At 60.0% G+C, this 5925-nt stretch carries 8 protein-coding genes; 6 read left to right on the top strand and 2 right to left on the bottom strand.

The window, feature by feature from the left end:
• From EOA75_RS27275 to EOA75_RS35835, 3 genes are all read left to right on the top strand, one after another.
• On the top strand, nt 1-196 hold a 196-nt coding region (locus EOA75_RS27275; protein WP_164747584.1), incomplete at its 5' end, for a universal stress protein.
• 45 nt (nt 197-241) lie between these two features.
• Nucleotides 242-2380, top strand: a complete 2139-nt coding sequence (locus tag EOA75_RS27280; protein WP_348628685.1) for an HAD-IC family P-type ATPase — start codon at nt 242-244, stop codon at nt 2378-2380.
• On the top strand, nt 2268-2882 hold the full coding sequence (locus EOA75_RS35835) for a cation transporting ATPase C-terminal domain-containing protein (RefSeq protein ID WP_348628686.1): 615 nt from the start codon (nt 2268-2270) through the stop codon (nt 2880-2882). The genes EOA75_RS27280 and EOA75_RS35835 overlap by 113 nt, the downstream gene beginning before the upstream one ends.
• A gap of 168 nt (nt 2883-3050) precedes the next feature.
• Here EOA75_RS35835 and EOA75_RS27285 read toward each other — a convergent pair whose 3' ends face one another.
• Both EOA75_RS27285 and EOA75_RS27290 read right to left on the bottom strand, forming a co-directional pair.
• The gene (locus EOA75_RS27285; RefSeq protein WP_127325614.1) at nt 3051-3518 is read right to left on the bottom strand and encodes a DUF2231 domain-containing protein; all 468 of its coding nucleotides are present in this window, start codon (nt 3516-3518) and stop codon (nt 3051-3053) included.
• A gap of 56 nt (nt 3519-3574) precedes the next feature.
• A complete protein-coding gene (locus tag EOA75_RS27290) occupies nt 3575-3838 on the bottom strand; it encodes a hypothetical protein (protein ID WP_127325615.1) in 264 nt (87 codons plus the stop codon).
• A gap of 127 nt (nt 3839-3965) precedes the next feature.
• Here EOA75_RS27290 and EOA75_RS27295 point away from each other — a divergent pair, with 127 nt between their 5' ends.
• From EOA75_RS27295 to EOA75_RS27305, 3 genes are all read left to right on the top strand, one after another.
• Nucleotides 3966-4292, top strand: a complete 327-nt coding sequence (locus EOA75_RS27295; protein ID WP_127325616.1) for a PepSY domain-containing protein — start codon at nt 3966-3968, stop codon at nt 4290-4292.
• A complete protein-coding gene (locus EOA75_RS27300) occupies nt 4289-4954 on the top strand; it encodes a response regulator transcription factor (protein ID WP_127325617.1) in 666 nt (221 codons plus the stop codon). Before EOA75_RS27295 ends, EOA75_RS27300 begins: the two co-directional genes overlap by 4 nt.
• Nucleotides 4954-5925, top strand: a 972-nt coding sequence (locus EOA75_RS27305) for a HAMP domain-containing histidine kinase (RefSeq protein ID WP_164747585.1), incomplete at its 3' end; no start/stop codon positions are given. The genes EOA75_RS27300 and EOA75_RS27305, both read left to right, overlap by 1 nt.

A 5925-nucleotide genomic window follows, 5' to 3' on the forward strand; every position in this document is an offset into this window, starting at 1 on the left:
TGGCATCACAGCGCGAACCGAAGTGATCGCCGGCGAAGCAGACGGGGAAAGGCTGGTGGCGTTCGCGCGCTTGATCCGCGCCGATCTGATCGTTTCCGGAGCTTACGGGCACAGCCGGTTGAGAGAATGGGCTTTCGGCGGTGTCACGCGGTCGCTGATCGGCGAGAGCGGCATCAATCGCCTGCTGTCGAACTGATGGAGCGGCTTGGCGATCAGCAGAGTTGGTGAGGCGGAACGGCGGATGACCGCTGCAAGCGAAGTGCAATCTCTCGGCCATTCCTCCGGCGTCGCCGAGTGCGCCTATTGGTCGCTCGGAACAGATCAACTGGTCGGGCAGTTGGAGACCTCTACCTCCGGCCTGTCAAACGTCGATGCAGCGAGACGGCTCACCAAATTCGGTCGGAACGTGCTGGCGCCGCGTTCGGGCGGATCGGCGTTGACTGTTTTCGCTCGCCAGTTTCGTAGCCCCCTGATGTTAATCCTCGTCTTTGCAGCAGCCGTATCGGCGTTTGTCGGCGAGGGCCATGAAGCCGCGATTATCGGCGCGATCGTGCTTGCCAGCTGTCTCCTCAGCTTCACTCAGGAATACGGTGCTTCCGGTGCGATGGAGGCGCTGCGGCAACGCATATCTCCCAAGGCGATGGTCCTGCGCGACGGGTTTGAGCGCACGATTGACGTCGGCGACATAGTTCCGGGCGACGTCGTCAGCCTATCAGCTGGCAATCTCATCCCCGTCGACGGTATTGTCCTGGAGTCGCGAGACTTCAATGTCAGCGAGTCTGTTCTGACAGGCGAGACCTTTCCCGTTGTGAAGTCCGAGGGCCTCTCCGCGCCCGAAGCCGGCCTCGCTCTGCGGACCAATGCCGTCTTCACCGGCACGTCCGTTCGCAGCGGGACGGCGAAGGTGGTCGCCGTAGCCACTGGAGCGCACACCGAGTTCGCATCGATCGCCAAGGCCTTGGAACGACGGACTCCGGAGACCGAATTCGCCCGCGGCATCAGGATGTTCGGATATCTGATGACCGAGATCATGCTTGCGATCGTCATCCTGGTGTTCTTCGCTAACGTGATGCTTGACAGGCCCTTGATCGAGTCCCTGCTGTTTTCCCTTGCGCTCGCGGTAGGTCTGACACCCGAACTGCTTCCCGCAATCATCAGCGTCACCTTGGCCCGAGGTGCGCGGATGATGGCCGCCAGCGGCGTCATAGTCCGACGTCTCGACGCAATCGAGAATCTGGGTAGCATGGACCTTCTGTGCACCGACAAGACAGGAACGCTGACGGAGGGCATCATTCATCTCGATGGATCATTCGACGTCGAGGGCAATGCTTCGAAGGACGTTCTGCTTTGGGCACGGCTAAATGCCACTCTCCAGACCGGCCTGAAGAACCCTTTGGACGAAGCAATAGCCAATGCGCAGCCCGAACAAGAAGATTTGTCCGATTTCACCAAGGTCGACGAGATCCCATACGATTTCGTGCGCAAGCGGTTGTCGGTCGCCGTGCACGAAAGAGCGCGCGAACAGATCCTGATCACGAAGGGCGCTGTCCAGAACGTTCTCGATGCGTGCGCCTTCGTGCAAAGTCCGCACGGTTTGAAACCCCTGGACTCGGCGGAACGCCACGTGATCGACGAGAAATTCAGGCGCTGGAGTGCCAATGGGTATCGCGTTCTCGGCTTGGCGATCCGGCGCTTTCAGAACAAGGCAGGCTTCAGCCGCGACGACGAAACCGCAATGGCATTCGCGAGCTTCCTGCTCTTCCTCGATCCGCCAAAGGAGGGTGTTCGAGAAACACTTTTGGCGCTTGCCGGTCGCGGTATCGGAGTAAAGGTTATTTCTGGCGACAACCGCTATAACGGCGCGCATCTGGCCGAGGCTGTAGGCCTTCGATCCGATAGGATCATAACTGGTGAAGATCTGTCAAAGCACACCAAGAACGGCCTTCTCGCCAGTGTCCGCAACACCGACCTCTTCGTCGAGATCGATCCGAACCAGAAAGAGCGCGTTGTCGAGGCACTCCGCAGGAGCGGCCACGTCGTGGGATATCTTGGCGACGGCATCAATGACGCGCCGGCGTTGCATGAAGCCGACATTGGCATTTCGGTCGATACGGCTGTCGACGTCGCGCGAGAGGCCGCGGACATCATTCTGCTCAAGCGCGACCTGGGCGTACTGGTGCGGGGCGTCGATGACGGCCGAAAGGCGCGCCAATACGATGAAATACATCTCCATTACGACCAGTGCGAACTTCGGCAATATGATCAGCATGGCCGCCGCCTCGTTGTACCTGCCGTTTCTGCCGCTGTTGGCCAAGCAGATATTGCTCAACAATTTTCTATCGGACATTCCCGCGCTTGCGTTAGCGAGCGACAACGTTGACCCGGATCAGTTGCGGCGTCCCCGCCATTGGGACATTCATTCCGTCAGGCGGTTCATGATCAGCTTCGGACTGGTGAGTTCCGTGTTCGACTTTGCAACCTTCGCGTTCCTGATTCTGGTCGTGCATGCCACATCGGATGTGTTTCAGACGGCGTGGTTCGTAGAATCCCTGCTGACAGAACTCGCCATCGTGCTCGTGGTGCGCACGCACAAGAGGCTGTGGGGCAGCAGCCCAAGCCGCTTGCTTGCGGCTCTAGCCCTGGGCACAGGCGCCATTGCCTTCGCTATCCCGTTCGCTCCCTTCGCCAGCTGGTTTGGGTTCGTCCCGCTGCCAGGACCGGTGCTGGCCGGGCTGCTCGCGATCACGGCTCTGTATGTCTTTGTGTCGGAGGTCACCAAGACCTGGCTTTTTGACCACGGCAGCCGGGGCAAACACAGACGAATGGCGATGAGCACACATGAGAGGCACACTACAGGCAAATCGGCCCGCCTCTCTGGATGAGCCAGAGAGGCGGCTTGCAGACCAACCGGCCGGGCCCGACTGCTCGCACCGATCAATATGGTCCATTATTTGAGCAGAGGGCGTGAGATTTGGACCAAGGTAAGGGCCGGTCTACCGGCCATCTGCAAGGCGTTGTGGGCCGCAGCCCCGGGGCCGGCTGATCCAGCGTCAGCCTCCCACTGCGGCCTTGGCAACGTTCACGCCAAGGTCGTAGACAAGCTGCCCCCCATAATAGCCTGTTACTGTAACGAGAGCCGCGCCGGCTATTTCGATGGCTGGTATGGCGAGGGCCAACGTCCCCAGTTCGCGATTTCGCACCCACAATGCGAGCCGGACAAGACCCCAGCTCAGAAAGGTGAAGGCACTGATTGTGCCCAAGCTCTCATGGATCTCAGCTACCCCGCTGCTAAAACCAGCGGCCTCGGCGTAATCGAGGGCCATGCCACCGAAGAACCAGGTGGCGACCGCGAACAATCCTGCGGCGATGGCAACAAAGGTGGAGATCGTACCCACGCCGGAGCGCATTGTTACGGCATTGCTGCCGGCGAGCGCGACGAGATCGATGACCACAAGTGTGTAGATGAGCACAATAGGGAAATGCACCAGAATGGGATGGACATGCTGAATTTCAGGCATCGGAAATTTTCTCCAGGAGCAGTGATAGTGGCAGTCGTTGGACGTTCGATCGCCTATCAATCGTCGCTGTCGCCGAATTCTTCATCTTTCTGATCAGTGCGGCCGCCGGACACGGATCTATCGCTGTCACACTCGTCATCGCCGATACCTTTGACCGACTTGGGCCCTGCGGTGTTCATCATGGGGATAGCCTCAAGGTCGATTGTATCGGAAGCGGTCGGGGAGGATGCGCATGATGCCTGGATGGATTCAGCGGCGGCGGGTATGACAGGAGCGGTGAGACCTGCAAGGGCGACAAGCAAAACGGGGAAATTGCGCATGGTCGGTATCCTTCTCTGCGCGCCCCATTATCGGGCGCGATGGCCCTTGATAGAGACCTGGTCCTTGCCGCCGGCTGACGATGATTGACAGCGGTTTGACAGCTTCGGCATGCGACAGCTCTCTTCCATGAAAATCGCGTTGACGCGCCTGGCAGCTCTGAGTGTGGCTGGACTTGTGCTGGCCATGCCATTGGTCGTCCGGGCGCAAGACGACGACGATGACCACGATCGGGCGCGCGATCTTTATGAGCGCGGCGAAATTGAGGGCCTTGCCGATATTATGGCCATTGTCCGCGCCAGGACTCCCGGTGAGATCGTTGCGGTCGATCTCATTCGCGCTGGGGGCAAGTGGGTCTATCGATTCCAGGTGGTCGCTGCCGATGGCAGGCGCAGGATCGTTGACATCGATGCCGGCGCGAGCCGCGTTTTGCGCGGGGAAGGCGGCGACAGATGAAGATTCTCGTGGCCGAAGACGAACCACGCATCGCGACCGACATCGCGGCAGTTTTGAGAGCGTCGGGCATGGTCGTCGATGTCGTGAACGATGGCGAAGCGGCTTGGTTTGCCGGCGATGTTGAAAACTACGATGCTGCGATTCTCGATCTGGGATTGCCGAAGCTCGATGGCCTTACGGTGCTGAAGCGCTGGCGCGCCAACGCCCGCCGCCTTCCCGTCCTGATCCTGACGGCGAGGGGGCAATGGACCGAGCGCGTCGAAGGCATCAACGCCGGTGCCGACGACTACCTTCCGAAACCGTTCGAAATGGAGGAACTGCTGGCGCGACTGCGTGCCATTCTGCGCCGTTCAAGCGGTCAGGCGGCACCGGTGTTGAAATCAGGCCCTTTACTGCTCGACACGCGCCAGATGCGCATCTCGCTTCGTGGCGTCCCCATAGCGCTTTCGCCGTTGGAATACAGGCTCCTCGCGTTCCTGATGCATCATGCCGGCCGCGTGGTTGCGCCCACGGAACTCGCAGAACATTTGTACAGCTCCGACAATGAACGCGACCCGAACACGATCGAGGTTATCGTTGCGCGTCTACGACGCAAACTTGGTAGTGATGTCATCGAGACACGACGCGGGTTCGGATACCTCGTGCCCGACGGACCTGATTGATGCGCAATTCAATCCGCTTCAGGCTTTGGTCGGCTGCAGCCATATCGATTGTGATTGCCCTTGCCATTGCCGGTGTTGGGCTGCGGTATCTGTTTGAGCTGAACGTCGAGAGGCGAGTCGTCAGTGAATTGACCGTCGACCTCAATGAACTGATCGGCGCGACGAGTTTCGCAGCCGATGGCCGTCTGTCGGTCGCATCGACGCTGGCCGACCAGCGCTTTGCCAACCCGTTGTCAGGGCACTATTGGCAAGTGGAAGATCTGGCCACTCACCAACTCGTTCGATCGCGTTCGCTATGGGATGCAACGCTCGCCTTGCCAGGACAGCCGGCCAATGGTGAGTTGCGGAAGGAAGAGCTCAACGGGCCTGGCGGAGAACTCACCGTTGCCGTGGTGCGCTCGATCACCGATGCCGATGGTCGCGCCTTTCGCGCTGTCGTGGCGGAAGATCATCGCAACGTGGAAGTATCGGTCGGCGAATATGTTCGTGACCTTGCGCTGGCACTCATCGTGCTCGCATTCGCTCTGATGGGGGCATTCTTCATCCAGATCACCGTTGGTTTGGCGCCATTGGACGGCTTGCGCGTTGCCGTCAGAAACGTGATTGCACAGCGTGCGGCTCGGCTTGATGTGGCCGCGCCGAGCGAAGTGCAGCCACTTGCCGACGAGATCAATCGCTTGCTCGATGCTCAGGAGAAAGCCCTCTCTCGCGCCCGCTCGCGCGCCACCGATCTGGCACATGGCCTCAAGACGCCCCTGCAGGTTCTCTCCACTGATATTCGCACTTTACGCAAGATAGGCGAAACCGAGCTTGCCGACGAAATCGAGAAGAGCACCGGTGCAATTCGCCGCCATGTCGAGCGGGAGTTGGCGCGAGCGCGTCTAGCGCCTGGTGTCTCCGGTAAGGCTGTGTGCCGTGTCCGGGAGGTGACAGCCGGCGTAGTCGCCGTAGTCAAACGCACGCCACAGGGC

This window comes from Mesorhizobium sp. M1A.F.Ca.IN.022.07.1.1 (assembly GCF_003997575.1).
Lineage (GTDB): Bacteria > Pseudomonadota > Alphaproteobacteria > Rhizobiales > Rhizobiaceae > Mesorhizobium.